We start from the raw sequence: 22,744 nt of genomic DNA, 5'->3' as shown, positions 1-22,744 counted from the left end.
TTAAACGTCATTTTTATTCAAAAATAAACTACTTTTATTTAATTACCTAAAAGAAGATAAAAATGTATTTTTATAATTTCTGAAAGCCCTATTGCTATAATAATTGAAAGAAAAAACAACAAAGGCAGTATCATAACAACACTGCCTTTGAATGAAATAATTTCCTGATTAATTAAAGCTAATGCGCTGTATTCTTACGGCATTCAGAATTGCCAGCAAAGCTACGCCGACATCAGCAAAAACTGCCTCCCACATAGTAGCCAAGCCTCCGGCTCCCAAAAGCAACACAATTACCTTTACTGCAAAAGCAAGTATTATATTCTGAATAACAATGCTTCGGGTAGCTTTACCAATTTTAATTGCAGTAGCTATTTTAGAAGGCTGGTCGGTCTGGATAATTACATCGGCAGTTTCAATGGCGGCATCGCTACCCATTGCCCCCATGGCTATGCCAATATCGCTCAAGGCGAGTACCGGAGCATCGTTAATACCGTCTCCGACAAAAGCCACTACCTGATTGATATCTTTTCGGAGGGTTTCTACTTTTTGCACCTTATCTTCTGGTAGTAAATCACCAAAAGCCTTGTCGATACCCAAAGTTTGAGCTATTTTCTGCGTAATAATATCTTTGTCTCCGCTGAGCATAATTGTCTGACTAACACCATTCCTGTGCATTTCCTGAATGGCAAGGGCGGCATCTTCTTTTAGCTCATCAGCAATTATAATGTATCCGGCAAATTTGCCGTCAATGGCAACGGCTACAATTGTTTCTACAACAGATTCGAGCGAAGAATCATAAGCAATGCCAAATTTTTTCAGGAGTTTAAGGTTACCTGCCAGTACTTCCTGCCCGTTAATTATTCCTTTTAAACCATGGCCCGGTATTTCTTCAATTCCTTCAACCGGAATTATATTTTTTGAGAGGGCATCATATTCGGCAATAGCCTTTGCAATCGGGTGTGTTGACTTACTTTCGAGCGCAGCAACTATTCTGATAAACGCTTTTGGGTCTGGTAGGTTAGTAACTACATTCTGTACTTTAAACACCCCTTTTGTGAGGGTTCCGGTTTTGTCCATAACAACGGTGTTAACTTTGGTCATTAAATCCAGATAGTTGGAGCCTTTGAACAGAATGCCGTTTCTGGAAGCAGCCCCGATTCCACCAAAATACCCTAGAGGAATGGAAATTACCAAGGCACAAGGGCAGGAAATAACCAGAAATATTAGTCCACGATACAGCCATTCGGTAAAGATATAATTTTCGACAATTAAGGCCGGGAGCAGAATAACCGCAAGTGCCAGGAAGAAAACTACGGGTGTGTAGATTCGGGCAAAACGACGAATCAATAACTCAGTTTTAGCTTTACGTGTAGTTGCATTTTCGACCATATCCAGAATCCGTGCAAGTGAGCTGTCAGCAAATTTTTTATTTACCTTTATTTCAATCACTTTGTCCAGATTCAGCATTCCGGCCAGCACCACCTCGCCTTTACTTAGGGTTTTAGGCTTGCTTTCTCCGGTTAGTGCCGATGTATTAAAACTACTGCTTTCGCTAAGTATTTCGCCATCCAATGGTACTTTTTCACCAGCTTTTACCTGAATGGTTTCGCCTATCTCTACCGATTCAGGTGGAACTGTTTGGTATGTTTTGTTTCTTAAAACAGTAGCCGCAGACGGGCGAATGTCAAGCAATGCTTTGATATTATTTTTTGCCCTATTTACCGCCATGCTCTGGAATAACTCACCAATGGCATAAAATAGCATAACAGCCACACCTTCGGGGTATTCGCCAATGGCAAAAGCACCCAAAGTAGCCAAAACCATGAGCGTAAATTCGGTAAAGAAGTCTTTTCTTTTAATGGTTTCAAATGCTTCTTTGATTACAGGTAACCCCACAGGGGCGTAAGCCACAAGATACCAAACCAGACGTACATACCCGCTAAAAAAGCTATTTTGAATGTAGTTATCAAAAGCAATGCCTGAAAGCAACATCAAAAAACTGATTCCTGCTGGTAAATACTGTCTTAATCCTGTTGAGCCACCATGTTCGTGTTCATGGTCATGCCCTTCATGGCTATGTTCATGCGTATGCCCATGTTCATGGTTATGCTTGTTAGTTGCTTTCCTAGAAACCAGTAATTCTTTAGCATCGGCTTGTGCATATATTTTTTCTTCCAGAGAACAACAGGTCATTCGGCCTTGGTCGTCATAGGTATGCACATGATTGGGGTCAGTATTTAGCCCTTTCGGATGTGGATGATTATGTTCGTGTTTCATTTAATTACCTGTTTATGTGTATTTAAAACACCTGAATTAGATAAATAATTACAATTTTAATTTAATACCTCCATTAAACGACCTGCCCTCGGTATGGGTATATACCTCATTGAATTTTGGCGTATTGTGTGCATCAAAAACGACTTTCTCGAAGCGGTTCTGGCGGGTATCGGTAAAGTTTTCAGCATTGACAAAAACACTGATTTTGCCAAAAGTTTTTTCAATAAACAAGCCAAATTCCCAGTAAGGTTGGGTAAGGCGGCCATTACTCAAAACCTGCCTGTCAGAATAATAGCCTTCAAGACCTATTTTAAATTGCTGGTGTTTTTCGGCTAGTAAAGCCATATTTAACTTATTTTTGGGTAGTAGGGTAACAGTCTGGTTGCCGGCTTTATAGGTAGCTCTGGCATCGGTAAAAGTATAGCCTGCAAATAGCTTAATCCAGTTGGCAAAAGTAAGTCTGAGGTTTGTTTCAAAGCCTTTGGAAATAACAGGTTTAGCTGCATTTTCAAAGAAGAAAGAACCTACGCTATTGTTTTGTAAAATCAGTGGTTTGTTTATTTGCGTTATAAAAAACATCTGATTTATTGTTAAGCTCAGGTTTTCACTCACATTATGCTGGTAATTTACATCAAAAGTACTTCCATACGATTGTTCTGCTTTTGCCTGTGTACTAATGGGTAAAACAGACTGAAACGCCAGCGTTTCGCTTGCTTCTGTGAATATAGTTGGGAGCTTGTAGCCCAAACCACCACCCAGACGGCTGCTTAAGTGTTCGTTTATTTTATACAGAGCCGAAACACGAGGTAAAGCAAAAATACCATATTTAGCGGTGTAGTCGAGGCGAAAACCTCCTTCAATCAACCATTTGTCGGTTATATCCCAGTTGTTCTGGGCATAAACCCCTGTAATAAAATTCTTTTCTGTGCGCGGTTTTAAGGCTTGTTTTTCTTTAAAATTATCAAAGATGATATTCGCCCCAATTACCAGTGCATGTTTGTTAGCGTTTATGATGTATGAAAAATCAGTATAAGCATTTGTTTGTACACCTCTGAAACTATAATCGGGTATTTGAATTTGCCGGTCGAATAAACTCAGGCTTTGTTTGAATACCCATTGCTTTTTATCTGACAACTGGCGGCTGAACTGTAAGTTGGAAATGTTTCTGACCGAATTGTTTTTTTCGAAATAAGTATGGTTGTTATCTGCTTTTCCGCTTATTACGTATGTATCTCCGCCAAAACGATTCTGAAAGGTAATTGAGTTGCCAATTATAAGTTTGGTTTTATCATTTATATAGAAAAAGAAACGAGGATTAATGTTTAAATCTCTACTGCGTGGAATCTCGGTAAAATCATCCTTGTCAACATCATAAGGATTTTGAATAGACCCCGACAGTAACAATGTATAACCCACTTTCTTATTCCGTTTTGATAGAAACGTGCTTAAGTTTGTGCCTCCACCCGTGCTAGTCTGGTTAATAATTGCTGCTAACTCCTGCTTTTCTTTAGGTTCTTTAGATACAAAGTTTACTACTCCGGCAATGGCCCCCCCTCCATACAAAGTTGAAGCCGCACCTTTAATGATTTCTACCTGACGGAGGTCGAGCGGAGGAATATCTAATAGGCTTAACCCGCTTGAAAAACCGCCGAATGTTGGTAAGCCATCTTTTAGTATCTGGGTGTATTTTCCATCTAAACCTTGTATTCTTATACTCTGATTAGCCGACGTATAACTGGTTTGCTGCACTTGTATACCCGTACTTTCGTGTAAAAGCATTGAAACATTGTTGGGTCTCATGTTAGCTTTTTCATCAATTTCTTCTAACGAAATGGCCTCTATTCGTGTCGGAATGCGCTCAATGTTTCTGCTGATACGCGTTGTTGAAACTACTACTTCTTCGAGTTCTTCGTTATTGCTTTCCAGAAAAATTATCAGGTCTTCTGTTAAAGGGAAAAATACTTTTTTCTCTTGCGTATTATAACCAATAAATGAAATAACTAGTATATGCTCGCCTTTAGGTACATTTTTCAGCAATACTTTGCCGTCTATATCGGCAGTTGCGCCAATTGAGCTACCTTTAATTGCTACGGTTGCCCCAATCAGGTTTTCTGAGGTTCTGAGGTCTTTAACAATAATACCTGCCTTTGAAATACCTGAGGTGTCAGGACTCTGTGCGAAACTATATTGAAAAAATAAATGGAATATATAAATTAAAATGATTTTTTTCATCTGCCTGAATATTAGTTAATACAATAGACTTTAAGGCTTACTGAAAAGCAAGCACTCGGTTTTTGGTTTCCATTTTCTGAGTTAATAGTTCTCAGAAATGGTCATTAAGTCGTATTAAACTAATTGCGGCGGTTGCCAGAGCAAAGAAATAAAACCCGTGGTATCTTTGATTTCGGTAAAGAATTGGGTCTGGTCTGACACAGGTTCAAAAGGAACGAGTTGCTCGGCAGACGGTGAAACCATAAGTGTACCACAGCAAGCACAACTACAAAGGGGCGAACAGAAATCTGACTCACTATGGCTGGCTTGAGAATTAGCAGCGGAGTAAACACTTGTTTGAGGTTTATCATGCGTATTTACAGGCGCATCATGGCAGGGCATACAGGCCAGCAAAAGCAGGTAAAAACTCAATAATATGTTCAGTAACCGATACATGCAACAAATGTAGAGAAGAAAGCCATGCAACAGGAGTGCAAGAGAAATATTTATTTTTAATGATTCTGAATAGAAGTTGCTATAAAAAAAAATCGCCACAAGGTGCGGCGATTTTTTTGTTTAATACACGATGAATCTTACCCGTCGACTTTGAGAGAGTCGTTGGAGTAAAAAATATTTTTAATGTTTATTTCAACATATTTTCTTTAATATAATAAGCATGGTAAGTACATAACCCAAATCTCTTTTCTTTACCTTATCATATACGTATATTTATAGGGTTTCAAAATTCGTGCCAAAAATTATCAAACGGTAGCAAACTGGTTTTGGGTTTGCATACTTCCTTTATTGGTGGCACCTATTTCAAAACCTGAACCTCAATTTTAGAATCTGAATAAACCTTATGGGTAGCTTTGATAAAGTCAGCCTCTTCAGCCTTGAAAATATTTGGTACGAATTTCTGAGGGTTACGGTCAATCAAAGGGAACCATGTACTTTGTACCTGAATCTGGATTCTGTGTCCTTTCTTGAAAGTATGGAGTACATCCTGTAACTGAAAATTTACATCTGTTACTTTATTAGGTACAAATGCCTCAGGTTTTTCAAAACTGTTTCTGAAACGGCCTCTTAATACCTCACTACGTACCATCTGATGGTAGTTGGCTAGTAGCACACCTTTGTTTGGCATATATGGGTGGTTAGGTTCATTAGCCGGATACACATCAATTAATTTTACAACCCAGTCGGCATCGCTTCCTGTGGTACTTACTTTTAGCTTGGCAAATATTTCACCGCCGAGGGTAATATCTTCCGTCAGGACATCCGTCTGGAAAACCAGTACGTCGGGGCGTTTAGCTGCAAACCGTTGGTCTTCCGACATATAATTGAAAGGTGTGAAGCCCGTCATGGCTACTAAATCTTCGCTGTAAGGGACAGGTTTTTTAGGGTCGCTAATATACTCGCTGGCAGTTACTTTGGCTGGCTGTGTTTGGTCAAGTGCGCCATTACTATTCAGATAGAAAGTAAGTTTCTGGGCAGCAGGCGAAGGCCATTTATCAAATTGTTTCCACTCTTTGGCTCCTGTATCGAACAAGTAGGCATCTGGTAAACCTGTTTTGCCGTCGCCGGCTTCTTTTAGGAAATGGCGGAAAAACTTGGCCTCAATATTTTTTTGGTAGAAGGTTGCCACGCTGTCGCCAAAATAAATATTGCTATGAAGTGTATGACCTGTTTCGGCAGACCAGCGACCATGCCCGAACGGACCCATTACCAAAGTATTATAAGTATTTGGATTGTTTTTTTCTATTTTTTTATAAACATTCAGCGGGCCGTATAAATCTTCGGCATCAAACCAGCCACCAACAGTCATAACTGCATGTTTAATGTTTTTCAGGTGTGGTAAAATACTTCTTTTTTGCCAGAACTCGTCGTAATTGGGATGCTCGACGGTTTCCTGCCAGTAAAAGTTATCTTTGTAGTATTTCTGCACATTTTTTAATGGGCCTAAATCTAACTGAAACTGGTAGCCATCGCGCGTGTTGCTGGTATTTATCATCTGATTATTATACCACGCTTGTGTGGTTGGGCCTGAATGCTGTATGCCAAACACAGGGAAAGTAAACAAATATGCCTGAATGAACGCCCCGTTATGATGGAAATCGTCGAAGAAGAAATCGCTTACAGGGGCTTGTGGAGACGAGGCCTTTAAAGCAGGATGGGCATCAACAGCACCTGCAACTGTATAAAAGCCCGGATACGAAATTCCCCATTGCCCTACGTTGCCGTTGTTGAAGTTTACGTTTTTCAACAACCATTCAATTGTATCATAAGTGTCTGAACTTTCGTCAGGGGCGGTTTTAGCATCGTTACCGGGGTTATTAGGTGTCATGTTTGTCCATGTCCCTTCCGACATCCAGCGACCTCTTACATCCTGATACACAAAAATATATTTGTCACGCATCAGAAAACCAGAAGGCCCAAGGCGTTGCGGATATTTGTCTTCTCCATAAGGGGCCACACTATAACAGGTTCTCTGCATCATCATGGGGTATTTGTTCGATTCTGATGCATCGTTAGGCACATAAACGGCTGTGTGTAGTTTGGTGCCGTCCCTCATCGGGATTTTATATTCGTGTTTGGTGTAATTTTGTTTGACAAAATCGTTCTGTGCTATAACGGCAAAAGACGACAGCACGAAAAAGATAATTTTCTTCATGAAGTGTTAGTTTTGAATGAGAGGTAAGTAAAAATCAGGTGCTAATTTAGAGGAAAGAGAGGGTATTTTACAATAAGAGCGCATAATTTTTCAAATATGCGCTCTTATCAATCACTCCATTAATCAGAAAAAAATAGCTAAAACGCAGATAGATGCGATGATTAGCGCTGAAATGACCTTTTTGGTTTTAGAGTGAGTCACCGAACGTGGTGAGCGGTAACTAAGATGTACCGATTGTCTCATAGATTACTAGTGGTTACTTTTAGTGTTTAGGATAGTTATGGAAACTCTTACGACGGAGTAAAGTTAAAAAAGAATGGAAGAATTTTCAAGTTAAAATAGTATTAAAATAATATACTTTTTTTTATTGATACCCATTCTTTTGGCAAAACACAATCATTAGAGTATTTTTGCAAACTTTTAATGAAAATACAAATAAATGTCAAATAAAGACTCTATTTTACGAATAGCTCTTCAAAAATCGGGCCGATTAAGTGAAGACTCATTTGGACTTTTTAAAGAATGTGGAATTAAGTTTGAAAGCGGTACCGGAAAACTTAAAACTTCGTCGTCAAATTTCCCAGCAGAGTTTCTTTTTCTGAGAGATGACGACATTCCGGGTTATGTCGAAGACGGTGTGGCAGACATCGGTATTGTAGGCGAAAATGTATTTGTGGAGTCGAATCGTAAGGCTGAATTAACCTATCGATTAGGCTTTTCAAAATGTCGTTTGTCAATCGCTGTGCCTCGTGGCATTGATTACCATGGCCTCAACGATTTTCAGGGTAAAAGCATTGCTACATCTTACCCACGAATTTTAGGGCAATACCTGAAAGACCAGGGCGTAAAAGCCGAAATTCATGAAATCAGTGGTTCGGTGGAAATAGCCCCAAGCATTGGCCTTGCCGATGGCGTTTGTGATATTGTGAGTTCAGGCAGTACACTTCTGAGTAATGGTTTAAAAGAAGTAGAAGTTATATTCCGCTCAGAGGCCATCCTGATTACCAATAAAAAACTCTCTAAGGAAAAGCACGAAACTCTTGATAAATTGTTGTTCAGAATAAGAGCCGTGCAAACTGCGCAGAATTATAAATATATCCTGCTGAATGCCCCTAATGAGAAATTACAGGATATTATTAATATGATTCCGGGTATGAAAAGCCCTACTATTGTGCCGTTGGCCATGCAAGGGTGGAGCTCGATACATTCTGTACTGGAAGAAAATCAGTTCTGGGAAAACATCGAAGCTATTCGTGCGGCAGGAGCAGAAGGTATTCTGGTAATACCTATCGAAAAAATGATTTATTAACATAAAAATATCTTCGTCATGAACACGTACGATACTACTTCGGCTGCTATTAATGATTTGAATAGCAGAGGCTATGACCATAATTTTAATCTGCAAAATGAAGCAATTTATTGCCATAGCAAGGATTTAAACCTGCTGCCCGATGAGTTTCAGATTGATGAAGTGTATCGTTTTGAAGGCGATACTAACCCCGACGACGAAGTGATTGTATATGCTATTTCGTCGACAAAAGCAGCTATAAAAGGAGTTTTAGTAAATGCTTATGGCGTATATGCCGAACCATTATCGGCAGAATTAGTTGAAAAACTGAAAATCAAGCGTTAAATGAAAATAATTTCTTTTCCTCCACGTGCTGAGTGGAAAAAACTGTTGTCGCGCCCTGTGCAGGAGATGGCAGAAATAGAGCAGAGGGTTCAACCTATTTTGCAAAAAGTTAAGCAAGAGGGCGACAAAGCTTTAAAAGAATTTGCCAAACAGTTTGATAAAATAGAACTTGGTACCCTGCGGGTATCAGCACAGGAAATTGATGCAGCCGAAGGGCAGTTGTCTGACGAATTGAAACAGGCTATTCAGCAGGCATATAAAAATATATATACCTTTCATGAGGCACAAAAGCAACAGGCACAGGTAATTGAAACCATGCCCGGCGTGAAGTGCTGGAGAAAAAGTGTAGGTATTCAGAAAGTGGGTTTTTACATACCCGGAGGTACAGCCCCGCTCTTCTCGACGGTGCTAATGCTGGGTGTACCTGCGCAGATTGCGGGCTGTCAGGAAGTCGTATTGTGTTCGCCGAGTAATCATCCTGCTATTTATTATGCAGCTAAATTAGTAGGGGTAACACAAATATTCAGAGTAGGAGGGGCGCAAGCAATTGCTGCCATGGCTTATGGTACTGAAACTATACCGCAGGTATATAAAATATTTGGCCCGGGGAATCAGTATGTAACAGCTGCAAAACAATTATTAAGTAAAGAAGGCGTAGCAATTGATATGCCGGCTGGCCCTTCTGAGGTTGCCGTCATGGCCGATGATTCAGCAGTACCTTCTTTTGTTGCGGCCGACTTGCTCTCTCAGGCCGAGCATGGCTCCGATAGTCAGGTTTTATTAGTTTCTACAAGTAAAAAACTGGTTTCGGCTGTTAATCTGGCTGTTTCTGGTCAGTTAAACCGCCTCCCAAGAAAAGACCTTGCTACACAGGCCATCGAAAACTCAAAAATTATCCTTCTCGAAAACGAACAGGATTGTATTGATTTGCTGAACGATTATGCACCCGAACACCTTATTTTATCGGTTCAGAATTATATGGCAGTAGCTGAGAAAATCGTAAATGCCGGTTCGGTCTTTCTGGGTAATTACACGCCTGAATCTTGTGGCGATTATGCCTCGGGTACTAATCATACCTTGCCTACCAACGGTTATGCGCGTGCATACAGTGGCGTTTCTGTGGATAGCTTTGTAAAGAAAATCACCTTTCAGGAAATTTCTGAAACAGGTATCCGTAATATCAGCAAAACAGTTGAGTTAATGGCAGAAGCCGAATCGTTAGAGGCTCATAAAAGGGCCGTAAGTTTGCGTGTTGAAAGCCTGAACTGATGTTTAATTAACCTGAATAATATAACCTATGAAAAAGATTCTTTGTGTTGTTTTGTGCTTGGCAGGTTTTTATGCCTTTTCGCAAGAAAAAATTACTGCCATTAAAGCGGGTAAACTGTTTGATAGCGAAAAAGGTATTTTTCTTGAAAATCAGGTTATTCTGATTAAAGATAACATAATAACCGAAGTAGGAACAACTCTGAAAATACCCGCCAATGCGCAAGTTATAGATTTAAGTAAGAGAACGGTTCTTCCGGGCCTTATTGACTGCCATACGCACATTACCAGCCAGCCTGAAAACTACATGGAGGATATTTTTCGTAAATCTCCGATTGATGTTGCCATTACCTCTCATATCTACGCTAAGCGTACGCTCGAGGCGGGTTTTACTACCTGCCGCGATGTAGGTGCAAACGAATACGTTGATGTAGCCTTACGCAATGCAATCAATGCCGGAAAAATAGACGGCCCTAGATTATATGTGGCAGGCTTCTTTATTGGGTCGACGGGTAGCCATGGTGATTTGACAGGTTTTTCGCCTTATGTGCATTTTCAGCAAGCATCAGGTGTGGCCGACGGCGTAGATGAGGTCAGGAAAATGGTACGTAAAAATATTAAATACGGGGCCGACCTGATAAAGTTTGGTGCAACGGCTGGGGTACTCACAGAAGAGGAGTCGGTAGGAGCACCACAATATTCACAGGAAGAAATGAATGCCATTGTAGCAGAAGCTCATTTGTGGGGCAAAAAAGTGGCTGCCCATGCGCACGGAGCAGAGGGAATCAACATGGCTGTAAAAGCAGGGGTAGCTTCTATTGAGCATGGGAGTTTTCTGAACGATGAAGGAATCAGCCTTATGAAAGAAAAAGGAACGTATCTGGTAGCAGATATTTATAACGATGATTATATCTTGTCGGAATACTCAAAAATGGGAGTGCCTCAGAAAATTATAGAGAAAGAAAAACTGGTAGGCCGAATCCAAAGAGAAAATTTTCAGAAAGCAGCCAAAGCAGGGGTTAAAATAGCTTTTGGCACCGACTCAGGGGTTTATCCGCATGGCGATAACGCCAAACAATTTTTCTATATGGTCAAATATGGGCTTACTCCTGTTCAGGCTATTCAGGCAGCAACTATTAATGCTGCCGACTTAATTGGTGTGAAAGATAAAGTTGGGTCTATTAGCTCCGGTAAACTGGCCGATATTGTAGCCGTTGATGGCGACCCTCAACAAGATATTACGGTTATTGAAAAGAAATTAATTTTTGTTATGAAAGATGGCAAGGTTTATAAAAACCAATAAGCCTTTAAGCAGTAGAAGATAAGCCAGCGTTTATCTTCTACTCTTTAAAACTCTCCAATCAGCCATTCAACCAGATTTTCTTCAGTATCAAGGTTTAGTTTTTTCCTGAGTCTGTACCGTTTCAGTTCTACGCTTCTATAAGTAATGTTTAGTAGCTGGGCAATTTCTTTAGATGATAGGTTCATCCGTAAATAAGCCGATAACTTTAAATCTCCGGGTGATAAATCTGGGTAACGTTCGAGTAATTTCTTAAAAAACTCCTCATGTACACGGTTAAAGTTTTGTTCAAACACATGCCAGTCATGCCCCGATGAAATATTATTATCAATTAATTTAATAATCTGATTCAACGAACCTGCTTTGGTTTGTGATTCCAATGCCTGACTTTCTGCCTTTAACTTTTGTAATAATTCGTTTTTCTTAATTAGCTGCATGGTAGAATTGGCCAACTCTTCCGATTTCCTGATAATATCCTGCTCTAGTTGTTCATTTCTCAAGCTGATAATTTCCTGTTTATTTATTTCTTCCTGCCTTTTTAATTCCTCTTCTTTCTCTGAAAGGAGCTTTTGGTTTTGTTCTTTCAGCCGTTTAATATGAAGTTTATATAAATAATAGTAAATGCCTACCAGAAGCAATAAATAAAGACCTTTGCTCAATGGATTCCAGTACCAAGGGTCTTCAATAGTAAAACTCAGAACACTTTCTTCATTGCTGGTATTTGTTCGCAAATGAAGTGTGTAAGTGCCCGGCGACAAATTATTAAACTCTTTCTCAAAGTTTTCTGAAAACTCTGACCAGTGAGCCATATTATTTTCAAGCCAGTAGCTAAACTTGACCGAAGAAGAGTAGTCGGTCGAACTGAACGAAAAATGTAAAGTATTCTGGTTATGCTTAAAAGTCAGAGTTATTTTTTCGTTGCTATTCGTAAAAAACTCATTTAGTTCAGCATGGTTTTCAACTTTTACACTTCTAATAATAGGCTTTTTGCCTTTTAATCCTAGCAGGTTACTGATATTGTCTCTTTCAAGAATAGCAAAGCCATTCTCTTTGCAAAACAAAAAAGTAGAGCCAAAAACTTTCAGATTTTCATAGTCGCTTACCCATGTATCTTTTTTCAGAGGTAATTCAAGCCACTCATTTCCTGAGGAAATCATGCCGAACGAGCCATTTGTTTTTACATACCATTGTTCGGTGTCGCTGATAGGAAATATTTTTTGTATATGATTATGTTCTGCCAGATATGGTACAGGCTGAAACTTCTGTGTTGTTTCGTTATATTCCATTACGCCTTTGTCGCTTGTAACAACAATACGGTCTTTTATCTGACACAGGTTACGCGGAATGAAGTCTTGTTTTATGGCAACTTGCTGTGTGATTTTTTTTAAGTCAGGCGAGAGTTGTAGCCGGAAAATCCCATTATTTAACGTGTTAATGAAGATTTCGCCATTGTTACTTTCTTCCAGTTGTTTAACAGGTGCCGAGAAATTATCGATTACGTGCGAGAACACCCATTTGCCATTTTGTTTTGTATAAATACAAAGTTTGGTATAGGTGCCTTGTATCAGGTAATCGGGGTAATGTTTGAGGCGTTTTATCATTAAGCCACCTGTGATGGTCGAAACAGGCGTGGCTTTTAAGTTATCAATCTGGAAAGTACCATTATTATGCCCACAGAATAACTGATTATCTATCAATTCTAAATCCCACGTCTGGCTTTGAGTATTGGCAACCAGACTAAACTGGCGGTTAGGTTTATTCAGGTCAGTATGAAAAACGCCGTGATTTGTAGCCAGAAAAAGCCGATTCTGGAAAATAGCTGCATCAAATACAGTTCCGAGTTCTCCTTCAATATCCTCAAAATACTTGAAAGGTGAGCTTAAGGCGAGCATCGATATACCTTTATCCAGACCCATCCAGACGTTACCTGCTGCATCGTTTTGCAAAGATAGAATGGTGTTATTTTGCAAGCCATTCTTCTGATTAAATAAATTAAGAATGTCTCCTTCAGCGTTTGTTGTCACAACTCCATTCAGAATAGTGCCAAATACATAATTCCCGTTTTTAAGGCGTATTCCGGCATTTAGCTGATTCTGTTGTATAAATGCCTGTAAAGAGGCATTAAATACCCTGAAACGACTGCCATCATAAAAATAAATACCTTTGTTGGTGCCTACCAGAAAACTCGATAGGTGGGTATTAGGCAGAATGGTGTGTACAGATTCATCCTTTAGAAATTCACTGTTCTGAACAAAGCGAAATTCATAATTCATAAGCTCATACAGCCCTTTGTCTAACACTTCCAGAAAAAACCTTTTGTTTACTTCAAAAACAAACAACACGTTTCCGGGGGTTTGTAACTTCTTAATACTGTTATGCTGAAAAAGGTACATATATGCAAACGACTGAAACAGGATGCCGTTGGGCGTTTCTATGATATGCCATATTTCTTCCTGATTAAAAAATTGCTCCTTAATAAGCGATTTTAACGAATGATACGTGAGTACTCCTTGTGGAGTACGTTCCCAATAGCCAAATTCTCCTAAGGCTCCGGTATAAATTCGCCCTTGTTTGTCACAAATAACTGACCTCACAATTTGCTTGGCAGGTAACTCATACAATGTCCACTGTGTACCGTCGAACTCAAGTAAGCCTTTCGAGTTGGCAAAATACATGAACTGGGTAACAGGGCTTTGTGCGATACCCCAGTTTTGGCGATGAGCTTTATATGTCTGATGAGAATAATTAAAGAGGTCTGGTTGGCATAAATCTGCCAGTCTTTGAGAATAAACCTTATTCCAAAGTTGTAGCAGTAATACCATATAAATACAACAGAGCTTTTTCTTGAATGACACCATCAGTAGGGGTTGTTTTTTGTCATGATGTGGTAAAATTAGCGAAAAAACCATTAAAATAAGCAAAATGATGTAGTATTGATGTATCCATTTTTTAGGATAATATTTTTTTAAGCCTGTACTTTGTACCGGATAAGTTAAATAAAATCTTTGTTTATTTCAATAAACTATGGTTTTTAAACATTATTAACTAATGGTTGGTTAATAGTCTTTCAAATAACCATTCTGTTGCTTTTTTTGAGGGAACTATGAAATGATGAGCTTATAGAATCATTTCAATAGTTACAAGATAGATGTTTATCTGAGCGTTTAAAGCACAACTAAAGTAATTTTTTACATTCGTTATTTACCGTATGAACAAAAATCTTCTAAACAATTCAATTACAAAGACCTTAGGAATACTCTTGATTTTATGTTGGGGTTCGGCGGCTTTTGCACAGAGTAAAATTTCTGGCAAAGTAATCGACAAGCAAACAAAAGAAGGTATTCCGGGGGCATCGATTCGTGTGAAAGGAACAACCACCGGAGCTGTTTCTGATTTTGATGGTAACTTTAGTGTGCAAGCTGCGGTTAATTCAACGCTTGAAATTTCTTTTATTGGTTACACTACGAAAGAAATAGTAGTGAAAAATCTGGAAAATGTTTCCATTGAAATGGAAGAAGCCACTAACGAACTTCAACAAGTAGTGGTAGTAGGTTATGGCGCACAAAGAAAAGTTGATGTAACAGGGGCTACTTCAAGTGTGAAAGGCGAAGATTTGGCTAAACAGCCCGTAATGACACCCACACAAGCTATTCAGGGAAAAGTTGCAGGGGTGCAGATTATTAGTAGCGGCCGCCCGGGGAGTTCTCCTACCATCCGTATTCGGGGAACAGGAACCGCGCTAGCAGGAACAGCCACGCTTTTTGTAGTTGATGGCGTACTTACTGACGACATCAGCAATATTAATACCTCAGACATTACTAATGTGGATATTCTGAAAGATGCCTCAGCTACTGCTATTTATGGGTCACGCGGGGCTAATGGTGTTGTAATTATTACCACTAAAAAAGGTGAGTCTGGCAAAATGAGCATTAATTATAATGTAAGTGTTGGTACGCGTTCGGCTGCTAATCTGGTCAAAATGGCTAATGCAACTGAATATGCTAACTATGTAAGTGCTGCGAGTGGAAAAATTATTCAGCCCGGACAAATTTCAACCGATTGGTATGGTCAGATTCTCAGAGATGCTTTTATGCAGAATCATAACCTTTCAATTGCTGGCGGGACCGACAAAGCCAAACATTATATCAGTTTAGGATACCTCGGCGATGAAGGAATTGTTATCAAGAACAACTTCAAGAGATTTACTGCACGTTTGAATGAAGATATTTCTCTGCACGAAAAAGTAAAAGTAGGTATATCAACCTCTTTTGCTAATAGCCGTGACCAGAACGTTAATCTAAATTCAGCCTACAATAATGCCTACCGTGCTGCACCTATCATCGAACCTATGGTAAATGGTAAATACGGCAATACTTCGGTGTATCAGAATGTTGGTAATCCTATACTAGATATTAACAATAACGATGACTATACCGTTATTAATCGTTTGCAATCATCGGGGTATCTTGAGTACACACCATTTAAATTCCTGACTTTCAGAAGTAGCATAGGTAGTGACCTGAACTATAAAAACGCACGTGTTTACAACTATCAGTTTAATAATGACCTGACCACTTTTACTGCGGCAGGCGGAAATCAACGTAACCCAAATAGTAATTTAAAAACCTCGACCGAGAATTTCTTCCGCTGGGTTTGGGACAACACCGTTACCTTCAACAAACAATTTGGCAAGCATACCATTACTTTAATGGCCGGAACCACCGCTGAGCAATATACCATGAGCAATTTTGAGGCATTCAGAAAAGATGTCCCTGCTTCAAAAAACTTATGGTTTATTAATACAGGTAATGCCAATACATCAACCAATGCTGGTGATGGTGATAAGTGGGCCAGAAACTCATATATCAGCCGTCTGAACTATAATTTTAACGATAAGTATCTGTTTACGGGTACATTCCGTGCCGATGGAAGCTCACGTTTCCCGTTGGCTAATCGCTGGGGGTACTTCCCGTCGTTCGGTGCTGGTTGGATACTTACCAACGAAGAATTCCTGAAAAATCAATCGGTTTTCCAGACAATTAAACTACGGGCCAGTTGGGGGCTTGTAGGTAACGACCGCATTAGCTCAGATGGTTATCTGGTAACAGTAGAGCCTAATCTGGCCTATGCCTTCGGAGGCGGAACAGCCACTTTGGGGTCGGCTATTACGCAGATTAAAGACCCTAACCTTAAATGGGAAACAACCGAAGAAGCCGACTTAGGAGTAGAATTTAGTGCATTAAATGGAAAATTACAAGGAGAATTAGGCTTCTACGATAAAAAATCAAGAAACCTGTTGATTAATGTTAAAGTACCTTCTGTAACTGGCGATAAAGACGGCATTGTACTAACCAACGCGGCATCGATCAGGAATACTGGTTTTGAAGGAGCTTTAAACTGGCGTGATAAAATAAATGAAGATATGAGCTATCGGGTAGGAGCCAATATTACTTTCAATAAGAACTCTATCATTGGGCTTAATGGAGGGCAACCCATTCTGGATGGCGGTATTGGCGGTGCGCAGGCCTATACAACCAAAACAGATAATGGCCAACCCGTAGGTAGTTTTTACGTTTTACAGGTGCTTGGCGTTTTTCAGACAGACGACGAAGTAAATGCTTATAAAAGTGCGAACGGACAAATAATTCAACCAAGTGCTTCGGCTGGTGACTTTAAATATCAGGATACCAACGGAGATGGCAAAATTGACGACAACGACCGAGTATTTGTCGGCTCTTATCAGCCTGTGGCTTACTTTGGGGCTAATCTGGGCTTTACTTACAAAGATTTCGACTTAAGTGTTGATGCTTATGGCAACTTTGGTAATAAAGTTTATAATGGTAAAAAAGCATTCAGACAGGCAATGACCGATAATATTGAAGCTAGCATGGCTTACAGCAGATGGTCGAGAGGCAGCGGAATCAATAACGAACCCGGAGCCAATGCAGGTAACTTGCCAGCGTCGACTTATTTTGTTGAATCAGGAGATTTCATCCGAATTAATAATATTGCTTTAGGTTACAATGTTTCGTCAAAAATTCTGAATAAACTCAAAATAGCTTCTCTGAGAGTTTATGTAACTGCACAAAACTATTTCACATTTAAAAAATATTCAGGGTTTACACCTGAACTACCAGGAGACCCCACTAAAGCGGGGATTGAGTTGAATGCGTATCCGACCACTAAGACGTTAGCCGTAGGATTAAATGTAGGATTTTAAATGATTTACATAGTAGCAAATTTGAATTTTAATTGAATTATGAAGTCGATGAAAAAAAATATATTAAAAACAGGGGCGTGTCTGATAGGATTAGTATGGGTTTCGTCATGTAGCAGCGATTTCCTTGATGTGCCTCTACAAGGAAAACCTACCGCCGATACTGACCCGAATCTGGTTCAGAATCTGGTAGTGGGGGTTTATAATAGCCTGATGGCGGGCGAATCGTTCGGTGCTGAAGGTGACGTGCATGGTTTTGCTTTCATTTCGGCCACTAATATTATGTCGGACGATGCAGATAAAGGCAGTACCGCCATTGACCAGCAGTCAACCGCTGGTGTGTTAGATGATTTCACAGTTACCTCAACCAATAATTTTGTACAAGCCCTGTGGAGTGGTTATTACAATGGTATTGCCAAAGTTAATAATGCTTTGGCTACTATTGAGGGGGCTTCAAACTTGGATGCAACCACTAAAAGCCGCCTGAGTGCCGAAGTAAGAGTTATTCGTGGCTATTATTATTTTAATCTGGTTCGTTGGTTTGGAGGCGTACCTAAAATTATCAGAGTACCAAAAGATGCCAGTGATGCCAATACTGACCCAGTATTCCAGACGAGAGCCAGCGTTGACGAAATCTATCAGTTAATTATTGATGACTTACAGTTTGGTGCAGGTAACCTGCCCCTTAAAAGCCAGACAGGCGTTGGCCGGATTTCAAAAGGAACAGCACAAGCCTTATTAGCTAAAGTGTATATGTATCGTAAAGATTGGCAAAAAGTGTATGACCTTACTAAAGAAATCATGAATTCGGGTCAATATGATTTAGTGGCCGACTACTCAATTATCTGGCGTCAGGCTGGAGATAATAACAAAGAAGACATTCTCGAAATACAAACAGGGCAATTTAATAATTCAGACTATGGCGTACCTAATTACTCGATGTGTCAGGGGCCACGCGTTGGCGGGCTAGGCGGTTGGAGTGATTTAGGCTGGGGTTTCTGTACACCTTCACAAAGTCTGGTAAATGCTTATGAACAAGGTGATTTACGCAAAAATTCGACTATTATTTTTATCGATAACAGCGGCAAACACATTGGAACAACTTTATTTGATGGATTCCGTATTCCGAGTGCTGATTCAGTTCAGAACCTTCGTTACAATTACAAGGCGTATCATTCAGAAAATAAAAATGTCGAAAGCTGGCTTGGAAACCGCGACAGAAAACAGAAAAACCTGCATTTATTGCGTTTTGCTGAAGTTTTGCTAATGAATGCAGAAGCAGCTAACGAACTAAGCAAGCCAGATGAAGCTATTATGAACCTGAACAGAATACGTCGTCGTGCTGGTCTTAAAGACCTGACAGTTGGCTCTCAGACAGAGGTAAGAGAGGCTGTCTGGCAGGAACGCCACGTTGAGCTAGCAATGGAACACGACCGATTCTTTGATTTAGTACGTACAGGGCGGGCAGCTAAGGTATTATCGGCCACAAATAAAAACTTTATGGCAGGTAAAAACGAGCTACTACCTATTCCGTCTTTACAAATTGCATTGAGCGGAGGCAAACTGACGCAGAACAACGGATACTAGCATCAATAATTATCAACCTACAATTATTTACACATTTTTTTAACAATTTTTTTTATGAAGACGAACAGAGTTTCTTTAGGGATTTTAGCAGCGGTGATTACTGCAAGTGCTTTTTTTGCATCATGTAGCAAAGACGATACCCCAAGTTTACCACCAATTGGCGGTTACAATACGGCTGATGAAGTAGGTGCGTCGAATCTGGTAGCTTACTGGGGTTTTAACGGAGATGGTAAAGAAGGAAAGTCGGGTGTTGCTCCTGAAAAAACTGAAAATGCTTCTTTCACAACAGGTGTTAAAGGTCAGGCTGTAAGTTTTGCCAATGGTTATATGCGTTATCCTTCAATTTCTGCCCTGAACAATGCTACCGGTTTCGGAAGTTTCACCGTTTCGGCATGGGTAAATGCAAAGAATCTTGGTAATGCAGCTTCATGTATTTTTGCATTGAACGAAACTCCGGCATCGGCTAAAGACTGGGGTGGCCCTATTAACGTAATGTTAGAAACGGGTTCTTATAAACCAACTAGCGACACATTGGTGCTAAAAGGTGTTTTAGGCCAATATGCCAGCGGCACAAGAGAAGGACACGATAACCTTAATAACTATGGCGATGTTGGTGTTGACTATCAGGTTGTAAAAGGTGCGGGTAAATGGACCCAAATCGTAATGAAGTATGATGCCTCTACCTCAACTATTGACATTTATGGCAATGGAATAGTGGTATCAAATAAAAAATTCAGAGTTAGAAAAGATGGTAAATTAGGAGCGTTAGTATTTCCTGCTACTACCTCTACTTTGATTGGTGGCTTTGCTAATGCTACAACTGGGTATCCAAGCTCGGCTGTACAAGGATGGCAAAGTTTATTTAATGGACAAATTGACGAGATTCGCGTTTTCAATAAGGCCCTTTCAGATGGTGACATCAGTGCTTTATTCCAGTTAGAAAGCGCAGGAAGATAATCCTGTTTACTTATTAACGCACTATATACAAAGCACCTATCCTTTTGGGTGGGTGCTTTTTTACTTTTTAATTTTAAATAATCGACTCATGAAAAACGTGAATTTGGGGATAATTCTGTTATTAGTGCTGTGTTCCTGTAAAACCCAAAGCGTGACCCCGGAGCAGTTTTATTTTAAATCGGTAGCTATTAATGGTAGCCAGTCAAGCAATTTGTCAGCTAGTAATGTGAGCCTTTTACCAAAGGTTGATATTTCTTTTTCAGCCCCTCTGAATAAAGCATCAGCTCAAAGCAATATCACTTTACAGGAAAAAAACACCTCTTTGAAAGTTCCGCTGAGCTTATCGTTCTCAAGAAATGACAGCTCGGTAAGTGTGATACCTCAACAGCCGTTAAAAAGTGTTACTCAATACGATTTAATGATAACCCCTGAGCTGGTATCAAAAAATAATACCTTGTTTAATTCATCGCTTAAAGTGGGTATGACTACCCAGATAGACACCACTGATAAGTTTCCGCGTATCAGCGATGAAGATTTGTTGACACTTGTTCAAAAACAAACATTCAAATATTTCTGGGATTTTGGGCATCCGGTGTCTGGTTTGGCTCGTGAACGGAATACATCAGGAGATGTAATTACTTCTGGAGGGTCTGGTTTTGGTATTATGGCTATTCCGGTGGCCATAGAAAGAGGCTTCATTACACGTAAGGAAGGGTTAGACAGGATGCTGAAAATTACAGACTTCCTGAAAAACAAAGCCAAAAGTTATCATGGCGTATATCCGCACTGGCTTAATGGTGCAACCGGAGAAACAATTCCTTTCAGCCCTGATGATAACGGTGCTGACCTCGTAGAAACTTCATATTTAATGCAGGGTTTGTTGACAACCCGCCAGTATTTTGCTCAGGAAACCCCTGACGAAAGTAAACTTCGCAAAGATATTAACGATTTATGGCAAGCCGTTGAATGGGATTGGTTTACTAAAAACGGCGAAAAAGTGTTATACTGGCATTGGTCGCCGAATCTTGGCTGGAAAATGAACCACCAGATTCGTGGCTGGAACGAGTGTTTAATTACCTATTTTCTGGCTGCGGCTTCTCCTACACATGCCATCACAAAAGATGTATATGATAATGGTTGGGCCGATAACGGAAAAATGAAAAATGGCAAGAGCTATTATGGAGTGGTATTACCGTTAGGTTTTGAATACGGAGGGCCTTTGTTCTTTTCGCATTATTCTTTTCTTGGACTAGACCCTCGCAACCTGAAAGATAAATATGCCAATTATTGGGAGCAAAATCTGGCACATACTAAGGTTAATTATGCCTATTGCTTGGCTAATCCGAAAGGATATAACGGATATGGCCCTAACTGCTGGGGTTTAACTGCAAGCGATACCAATACGGGTTATGCGGCTCACTCTCCAACCGAAGATCTAGGCGTAATAAGCCCGACAGCCGCACTGTCAGCGATGCCTTATACACCCGAAGAGTCAAAAAAGGCATTGAGGTTTTTTTACTATAAACTAGGCGATAAACTCTGGAAAGAATATGGTTTCATCGATGGATTTAATCTTACAAATATCTGGTGGGCAAATTCTTTTCTGGCAATTGATCAAGGCCCTATTATTTGTATGATAGAAAACCATCGTACAGGTTTACTCTGGAAACTGTTTATGTCATGCCCCGAAGTAAAAGAAGGAAAATTAAAATTAGGTTTTGAATAAAAGTAAGAAGTAGATTCGTACAAGGCCCTTGCCATTGTGGTAGGGCCTTTATTTTTTATTCAAACTGAAAGGCAAAATAAGTAACCGTACCTTTGCCTGTATTTTTAATAGCATGAGGTATGTTCGACTCAAGAAAAATAATATCTCCTTTTCTGGCCTTTATCCAGTTGCCATTAATGCTTTCTTCGGCAATGTTATCAAGAGGTAGTAATATCTCGGCGGCTCTGTGCGTATGTGGTGGGTGGCTCTCAAGCCCTTCGTTGAGGGTTGTTACGTGCATTTCAAAGCGTTTTGTCATGGAAGTGGGTTTATCGAAAAATTTCCTGATACCACCTTTATCATGAGCCTGAAAAGGTACATTGTTCCAATGCACAACAAACGAACCTCCAGCCTGTTGCCCTCTTTCCAGATTTTTAGGAGCTTTTGACTCATAACGGATGACATAGTAAGTAACTGCGCTGTCGCTCTTGTTTTCTAAACCATGTGTATCGCCCGAAAAAATCAGGGCAATACTACCTTTTTCTAAAGTATAAGCCTTGTTTGCAATGTTTACTGTTAAAGTACCTGACTTCACAATAATGAGTTCTTCTTCGTCATGTGCATGACTTGGATGAGGAGCCTGATTCGGATATACAGTAGTTGCGTGTATTTTAAAATGCTTAAAATCAACGGTACTACCTTCGAGCAATGTTCTTTGCTCCATAGTCTCTTTTTTTTGTACAATGGCCTCATCCCAATGATAAATCTGTGCTTTTATAGGCTTGAATGCCTCTTGCCCCATACAGTTTATGGAATAAACCAATATAATAAGAAATAAAATATTTTTCATACGTAGGGGTGAATAAGTAGATGTCAGAATCTGAAACCAGAGCTTATTTAAATTCAATAAGCCTGCGTTC

14 protein-coding genes are annotated in these 22,744 nt (G+C 39.8%); 8 read left to right on the top strand and 6 right to left on the bottom strand.

Annotated elements, in window-relative coordinates; translation table 11 throughout:
- Window positions 1-168: 168 nt before the first annotated feature.
- The 4 genes from WAA15_RS03435 to WAA15_RS03420 all read right to left on the bottom strand — a co-directional run bounded on the left by WAA15_RS03435 (window position 169) and on the right by WAA15_RS03420 (window position 7,159).
- Window positions 169-2,277: a heavy metal translocating P-type ATPase gene (locus WAA15_RS03435; protein ID WP_337041037.1), complete on the bottom strand. Its 2,109-nt coding sequence runs from the start codon at window positions 2,275-2,277 to the stop codon at window positions 169-171.
- Window positions 2,278-2,325: 48 nt separating this feature from the next.
- Window positions 2,326-4,509 (bottom strand): TonB-dependent receptor, encoded by a 2,184-nt coding sequence (locus WAA15_RS03430; RefSeq protein ID WP_337041036.1) that lies wholly within the window; start codon window positions 4,507-4,509, stop codon window positions 2,326-2,328.
- Window positions 4,510-4,623: 114 nt separating this feature from the next.
- Window positions 4,624-4,944 carry a DUF6660 family protein gene (locus tag WAA15_RS03425; protein WP_337041035.1) on the bottom strand — a complete coding sequence of 107 codons (321 nt, stop codon included), beginning with the start codon at window positions 4,942-4,944 and terminating at the stop codon, window positions 4,624-4,626.
- A gap of 358 nt (window positions 4,945-5,302) precedes the next feature.
- A complete protein-coding gene (locus WAA15_RS03420; protein ID WP_337041033.1) occupies window positions 5,303-7,159 on the bottom strand; it encodes a CocE/NonD family hydrolase in 1,857 nt (618 codons plus the stop codon).
- 439 nt (window positions 7,160-7,598) lie between these two features.
- Between WAA15_RS03420 and hisG the strand changes: the two genes are divergently transcribed.
- Genes hisG through WAA15_RS03400 form a run of 4 tightly spaced genes read left to right on the top strand, consistent with a single transcriptional unit; the run spans window position 7,599 to window position 11,361 of the window.
- Entirely contained in the window at window positions 7,599-8,468 is an 870-nt protein-coding gene (hisG, locus tag WAA15_RS03415) for an ATP phosphoribosyltransferase (protein WP_337041032.1), read from the top strand.
- Between the two features lie 18 nt (window positions 8,469-8,486).
- On the top strand, window positions 8,487-8,792 hold the full coding sequence (locus tag WAA15_RS03410; protein WP_337041031.1) for a phosphoribosylpyrophosphate synthetase: 306 nt from the start codon (window positions 8,487-8,489) through the stop codon (window positions 8,790-8,792).
- Window positions 8,793-10,061: a histidinol dehydrogenase gene (gene hisD, locus WAA15_RS03405; protein WP_337041030.1), complete on the top strand. Its 1,269-nt coding sequence runs from the start codon at window positions 8,793-8,795 to the stop codon at window positions 10,059-10,061.
- A gap of 28 nt (window positions 10,062-10,089) precedes the next feature.
- On the top strand, window positions 10,090-11,361 hold the full coding sequence (locus WAA15_RS03400; RefSeq protein WP_337041029.1) for a Xaa-Pro dipeptidase: 1,272 nt from the start codon (window positions 10,090-10,092) through the stop codon (window positions 11,359-11,361).
- 44 nt (window positions 11,362-11,405) lie between these two features.
- On the opposite strand, the gene WAA15_RS03395 is transcribed toward WAA15_RS03400, so the two are convergent.
- Window positions 11,406-14,267, bottom strand: coding sequence for a helix-turn-helix and ligand-binding sensor domain-containing protein (locus WAA15_RS03395; protein ID WP_337041028.1), 2,862 nt, complete (start codon window positions 14,265-14,267; stop codon window positions 11,406-11,408).
- Between the two features lie 299 nt (window positions 14,268-14,566).
- Here WAA15_RS03395 and WAA15_RS03390 point away from each other — a divergent pair, with 299 nt between their 5' ends.
- From WAA15_RS03390 to WAA15_RS03375, 4 genes are all read left to right on the top strand, one after another.
- Complete coding sequence (locus WAA15_RS03390) at window positions 14,567-17,578, top strand: SusC/RagA family TonB-linked outer membrane protein (protein WP_337041027.1); 3,012 nt, start codon at window positions 14,567-14,569, stop codon at window positions 17,576-17,578.
- Between the two features lie 48 nt (window positions 17,579-17,626).
- Window positions 17,627-19,162: a RagB/SusD family nutrient uptake outer membrane protein gene (locus WAA15_RS03385; protein ID WP_337041026.1), complete on the top strand. Its 1,536-nt coding sequence runs from the start codon at window positions 17,627-17,629 to the stop codon at window positions 19,160-19,162.
- Between the two features lie 54 nt (window positions 19,163-19,216).
- Complete coding sequence (locus WAA15_RS03380) at window positions 19,217-20,119, top strand: LamG-like jellyroll fold domain-containing protein (protein ID WP_337041025.1); 903 nt, start codon at window positions 19,217-19,219, stop codon at window positions 20,117-20,119.
- A gap of 88 nt (window positions 20,120-20,207) precedes the next feature.
- The gene (locus WAA15_RS03375) at window positions 20,208-21,845 is read left to right on the top strand and encodes a glucoamylase family protein (RefSeq protein ID WP_337041024.1); all 1,638 of its coding nucleotides are present in this window, start codon (window positions 20,208-20,210) and stop codon (window positions 21,843-21,845) included.
- 55 nt (window positions 21,846-21,900) lie between these two features.
- On the opposite strand, the gene WAA15_RS03370 is transcribed toward WAA15_RS03375, so the two are convergent.
- Window positions 21,901-22,674 (bottom strand): cupin domain-containing protein, encoded by a 774-nt coding sequence (locus tag WAA15_RS03370; RefSeq protein WP_337041022.1) that lies wholly within the window; start codon window positions 22,672-22,674, stop codon window positions 21,901-21,903.
- Window positions 22,675-22,744 lie beyond the last annotated feature (70 nt).

The sequence above is a fragment of the Emticicia sp. 17c genome, assembly GCF_037153985.1.
Taxonomy (GTDB): Bacteria; Bacteroidota; Bacteroidia; order Cytophagales; family Spirosomataceae; genus Emticicia.
This window is presented reverse-complemented; position numbering and strand designations above follow the sequence as displayed.

What these genes read in the sequence shown, in the direction of transcription:
- WAA15_RS03400 (WP_337041029.1), top strand. Translation starts at nt 10,090, where the DNA reads ATGAAAAAGATTCTTTGTGTTGTTTTGTGCTTGGCAGGTTTTTATGCC.
- WAA15_RS03420 (WP_337041033.1), bottom strand. Translation starts at nt 7,159, where the DNA reads ATGAAGAAAATTATCTTTTTCGTGCTGTCGTCTTTTGCCGTTATAGCA.
- WAA15_RS03390 (WP_337041027.1), top strand. Translation starts at nt 14,567, where the DNA reads ATGAACAAAAATCTTCTAAACAATTCAATTACAAAGACCTTAGGAATA.
- WAA15_RS03410 (WP_337041031.1), top strand. Translation starts at nt 8,487, where the DNA reads ATGAACACGTACGATACTACTTCGGCTGCTATTAATGATTTGAATAGC.
- WAA15_RS03430 (WP_337041036.1), bottom strand. Translation starts at nt 4,509, where the DNA reads ATGAAAAAAATCATTTTAATTTATATATTCCATTTATTTTTTCAATAT.
- WAA15_RS03385 (WP_337041026.1), top strand. Translation starts at nt 17,627, where the DNA reads ATGAAAAAAAATATATTAAAAACAGGGGCGTGTCTGATAGGATTAGTA.
- hisD (WP_337041030.1), top strand. Translation starts at nt 8,793, where the DNA reads ATGAAAATAATTTCTTTTCCTCCACGTGCTGAGTGGAAAAAACTGTTG.
- WAA15_RS03395 (WP_337041028.1), bottom strand. Translation starts at nt 14,267, where the DNA reads ATGGTTTTTTCGCTAATTTTACCACATCATGACAAAAAACAACCCCTA.
- WAA15_RS03435 (WP_337041037.1), bottom strand. Translation starts at nt 2,277, where the DNA reads ATGAAACACGAACATAATCATCCACATCCGAAAGGGCTAAATACTGAC.
- hisG (WP_337041032.1), top strand. Translation starts at nt 7,599, where the DNA reads ATGTCAAATAAAGACTCTATTTTACGAATAGCTCTTCAAAAATCGGGC.
- WAA15_RS03375 (WP_337041024.1), top strand. Translation starts at nt 20,208, where the DNA reads ATGAAAAACGTGAATTTGGGGATAATTCTGTTATTAGTGCTGTGTTCC.
- WAA15_RS03370 (WP_337041022.1), bottom strand. Translation starts at nt 22,674, where the DNA reads ATGAAAAATATTTTATTTCTTATTATATTGGTTTATTCCATAAACTGT.
- WAA15_RS03425 (WP_337041035.1), bottom strand. Translation starts at nt 4,944, where the DNA reads ATGTATCGGTTACTGAACATATTATTGAGTTTTTACCTGCTTTTGCTG.
- WAA15_RS03380 (WP_337041025.1), top strand. Translation starts at nt 19,217, where the DNA reads ATGAAGACGAACAGAGTTTCTTTAGGGATTTTAGCAGCGGTGATTACT.